The 4,723-nt window shown below is 36.0% G+C and carries 2 protein-coding genes and 1 CRISPR repeat array; of the genes, one reads left to right on the top strand and one right to left on the bottom strand.

Going from position 1 to position 4,723, the window contains the following annotated elements:
* Window positions 1–190: 190 nt before the first annotated feature.
* Window positions 191–1,981, top strand: a complete 1,791-nt coding sequence (locus F8153_RS13530; RefSeq protein ID WP_192929823.1) for an SLC13 family permease — start codon at window positions 191–193, stop codon at window positions 1,979–1,981.
* Between the two features lie 43 nt (window positions 1,982–2,024).
* On the opposite strand, the gene F8153_RS13525 is transcribed toward F8153_RS13530, so the two are convergent.
* Entirely contained in the window at window positions 2,025–3,206 is a 1,182-nt protein-coding gene (locus tag F8153_RS13525) for an SEC-C metal-binding domain-containing protein (protein ID WP_151866892.1), read from the bottom strand.
* A gap of 185 nt (window positions 3,207–3,391) precedes the next feature.
* Window positions 3,392–4,668: direct repeats of the CRISPR family, unit length 30 nt; unit sequence ATTTAAATACATCCAATGTTGAGGTTCAGC.
* Between the last annotated feature and the right edge of the window lie 55 nt (window positions 4,669–4,723).

Genomic DNA, 4,723 nt, shown 5'->3' with positions numbered 1-4,723 from the left:
AGGTGTAAAACTCAAGTTATATGAATTATCTAATATCTACCCATATAATTCAATATTTTTCGAAAAGTACTTTTTTATATTCTACTAAAGTGACAAAAATATTATAATATTATAACAAAGGCTTGTTTAGCTGTTAACTGGGTATGATATTGATTATCTTACATTAAACCTTTTTAAAGGAGCGCTTTCTATGATGGAACAATTCATTGTATTTTCTACAATAGTATTTACATTAGTACTTTTTATAAATGGTAAGCTGCGCTATGATGTGGTAGCGATTTTAGCTTTGTTAATTATAACCCTAACGGGTATTATTTCTCCCAACGATGCTTTTTTAGGCTTTAGTCATCCTGCTGTTATCACTGTTGCTGCTGTGTTGGTGGTTAGTAAGGGATTATTAAAGGTTGGAGCAGTAGATGTATTAACAAGTTGGATAGACCCTACAGGTAAGGGTATGGCCGCACAAATTGCTAGTTTAATGCTTCTGACTGCTGTTCTATCCAGTTTTATGAATAATATCGGTGCCCTAGCCTTAGTTATGCCCATTGCAATAAAAATCGCCAACAAAAATAACCATCCCACCTCGGTACTGCTTATGCCCATTGCTTTTTCGTCATTATTAGGTGGTCTCATAACGGTTATTGGAACTCCTCCAAATCTAATTATTTCCACCTTTAGAGCTGAGGCTGGTTTGCCTGCCTTCAATCTTTGGGATTTTGCTCCTGTGGGTATAGGCTTAACCATTATTGGTATTCTATATATCGCTTTAATAGGCTGGAAGCTGATTCCCCAAAGAAAGTCAAAAAACCCACCAAAAGACCTCTTTAAGGTTGAAGAATACTTAACAGAGGTATGTGTCCCTAGCAATAGCAAAATGATTGGAAAAACCATTCGGGATATGGGTATGGAGTTGCCCCTTGGTTTAAATATCTTGGGGATTGTAAGGAATAAAGTAAAAATTCTAGCTCCCTCCAGCTTTGAGATGTTAAAGGCAGAGGATATATTAATTATTAAGACCGATACCGGGGAATTAAAAAAGCTTATGGAGGCTACAGGCTTTATATTTGCTGGGGTAAAGATTAATAAAGGGATCAGTACCGACCTATTAAAATCTCAGGATTATACCTTATTGGAGGCTGTAATTAGGGATGATTCCCCTATGGTTGGAAAAACCGCTAAAATGATAAATTTGCGATGGAGATATGGAGTCAATCTTGTTGCAGTATCCAGACAAGGGGCAAGGATCCATGATCGTTTAGGTGATGTTAGCTTTAGGGCTGGTGACATTATTCTAATTCAGCTTCAAGCCAGAAACCTTCAGGGAACATTGGCAGAGTTGAGAACACTACCCTTGGCTGAAAGGGCCTTTGACTTTGGTAACTTAATTAACAAAAAAAACATCCTTATTTCAGTTGGAATATTTGCACTTGCGGTAATCGCGACAACCTTAAACTTCATTTCAGTGGAAATTAGCTTTGTTACAGCAGGCATCGCTATGGTTTTGTTTGGGATTATATCTCCAAAGGAAATATATGAGTCTATTGATTGGCCAATTATTATTCTCCTTGGATCCATGCTTCCCTTGGGAGGGGCATTAGAAACCACAGGCGGTGCCGAAACAATAGCCAGCCTACTACTGAAGGTCTCAGGCCTTCTCCCCCCATCTATGTTAATAGTCTTCTTAATGCTGGTCACGATGTTATTAACTAATGTTATTAATAATGCTGCTGCAGCTGTTTTAATGGCCCCTATAGCTATTAGTATGGCATCGGGAATGGGGGTTTCTGTGGATCCCCTCCTTATGGCGGTGGCAGTCTCCTCCTCCAGTGCCTTTTTAACCCCAATTGGTCATCAATCCAACACACTAATTATGGGACCGGGTGGCTATCACTTTGGTGACTATTGGCGACTGGGACTACCATTATCATTATTAATCCTGATTTTAGGAACCCCCTTGATTCTTTTATTTTGGCCATTGTAAAAATACCAATACAAAAGCAGGGTTTTACCCTGCTTTTGATATTCTATTCGCTTTTCCCACAGCATCTTTTATACTTCAATCCACTACCGCAAGGACAGGGTTGATTTCTGCTTATTTTAATTACTTTATTTGATTCATCTTTTATAGGCTTTTTATTTGAAACACTCTGTAGAGGGTTAGGTCTCAAATCTGCAGGAGAATGGCCCTTAAGAACCCACTGTTTTGAATTGTTGTACATTTCAACTACTAAGTCAGCTGCTTGTTGGGTCTCTTCTATATTGTTAAAATGAAATTGCTCAATAAAATAACTAATAATATCATTGGGTCTATCACTATTATTTATAAGTAGCTTACCTTCAAAGAAGAGGAGATCTAACTCTTCCTTGTCAATTTCAAAGAAGTTATATAAGTAGTTTAACAAGTTTAAATCATATACATTGTAAGGAATATGCCCTAATGCGGCAGCCTCCTTTATATCCTTTAGAGTTATAGGATAATAAGGTATCTCCCTTTTATAATGCTCTAAAAAAATTTTTTCAGGGTTTTCAGCATCACAGTGGGAAACATATTGGTAAACTACCTTAAATAAAGACCTTTCATCTTTTTCCCATGTAAGGGCTTTTGCTACAATTTCATAATCTAGTGGCTTCTTAATTACTCTGCCAACGATATTATAAAGATTGTTTACTGTAAGAGCTCCATAATAAATCATTACTCCATTAATGATTTCTATCAATTTTTTAATTTCTTTTCTATCCTTTGCATAGCTTGTACTATTTATTTCATTACTGATTGGTTCTATAAGCCCCCTAGGGATAAAGGCTCTTAATTTCCCGCCTTCAATAACTTCGGAAAAAACCAAACCTTTAGTAAATAGCCAAAAAGTATCAATAACCTCATTAAGTTGTAAAAACAGTTCACCCTTTACCATCAATTTTTTCAGAAGCTTAAGGTCCTCATCAGTTATGTTTACCAGTAAAGCCCCCACCCCATAGGGTATCTCATGCTCTAAAATTTCTATCAAATCCTGCTTCTTCAAGGTGCTAGCTCCAACTATCCCTAGTGCCTTTCTAATCTCATCCAGCTCAGATTTATTAAGCCTATTTAATAAATCTGAATAGGTTGCCTGTGGATTATACTGAACTAAAAGTCGTTTCTCCATCTTACTTAGGTGTCTGAGGATTTTATCTCTATGTTCTACATAAAATTCATCATATCTATCCATTTAATCAGCTCCTAAAAGTACTATGGTTTTATTATAGCATTTTTGAGGGTTGATAATGAAGTATAAAGACAAACGATGGGTAATTTAAGGAAAAAAGACAGCTAAATCTGCATTTTAAGATTGATTACATCTAGTGTTGATGTTCAGCTTTTCTTTGCATCTGGTCTTTTCTAGCCTCTGCCTCTATTTAAATACATCCAATGTTGAGGTTCAGCAGGAATTAATCGGGGAAATGACAAACCAACAACCAAATTTAAATACATCCAATGTTGAGGTTCAGCACCAATTTAGATACCAATTAGCATCTGCCTTTTCATTTAAATACATCCAATGTTGAGGTTCAGCTACATCAATTATTGGTGGTATATTCATATCATAAGATATTTAAATACATCCAATGTTGAGGTTCAGCAAGATAAAAGAAAGCCTGTCTTAGCATGGGTAGAATTTAAATACATCCAATGTTGAGGTTCAGCCTCCTCTAGTTTATCTAACCTCTTATGAGCTTGCTTATTTAAATACATCCAATGTTGAGGTTCAGCTCCTCCATCGGTAAAACCCTATCTAAATAAAAAGATTTAAATACATCCAATGTTGAGGTTAAGCTAATCAAAATTTAGATTATTGGAATGGACGTAATCAATTTAAATACATCCAATGTTGAGGTTAAGCGCCATCCATGAGCAAACCAATGAGAAGGTAAAGTAATTTAAATACATCCAATGTTGAGGTTAAGCCCACAGTTAATAAGATTCATTAATTTATTCAACTCTATTTAAATACATCCAATGTTGAGGTTAAGCTCACACCTGAGGACGTCACCGATGAACGAGGAGAATTTAAATACATCCAATGTTGAGGTTCAGCGCTCAAACCACTTTTAATCCACTTCGAAGCTGTACCATTTAAATACATCCAATGTTGAGGTTCAGCTAGTTAATGCTTTTGCTTGCAGAGTAGCAAAGGTATTATTTAAATACATCCAATGTTGAGGTTCAGCCAGCACCATCCTGTCTGGCACCCCTTTGTTGCCAGGATTTAAATACATCCAATGTTGAGGTTCAGCGTGCACACACTCACTTCATGAAGATCTATCTCCTATTTAAATACATCCAATGTTGAGGTTCAGCGTCTTTGGTATTTATTCTGATCCTGCCCCATAGTCCAATTTAAATACATCCAATGTTGAGGTTCAGCGATAATGAGTATCATGGCCAATGTTACAAGAAATAGATTTAAATACATCCAATGTTGAGGTTCAGCATGTAGCTTTGGGTTTAATATTCTAAATGAAGCAACATTTAAATACATCCAATGTTGAGGTTCAGCTAACATCATTGATGAGGTAAACCATTCTAGGATTTAATTTAAATACATCCAATGTTGAGGTTCAGCTATTGACTATTCTTATAATCACAGAGATGATTTCCTTATTTAAATACATCCAATGTTGAGGTTCAGCGATGTTGAGGATTACTGTAATAAGGTCTTTTTCGATTTAAATACATCCAATGTTG

Source organism: Alkaliphilus serpentinus, assembly GCF_009017255.1.
Classification (GTDB): domain Bacteria; phylum Bacillota; class Clostridia; order Peptostreptococcales; family Natronincolaceae; genus Alkaliphilus_D; species Alkaliphilus_D serpentinus.
The sequence above is the reverse complement of the archived record's forward strand: the minus strand, read 5'-3'. Positions and strand labels throughout refer to the sequence as shown.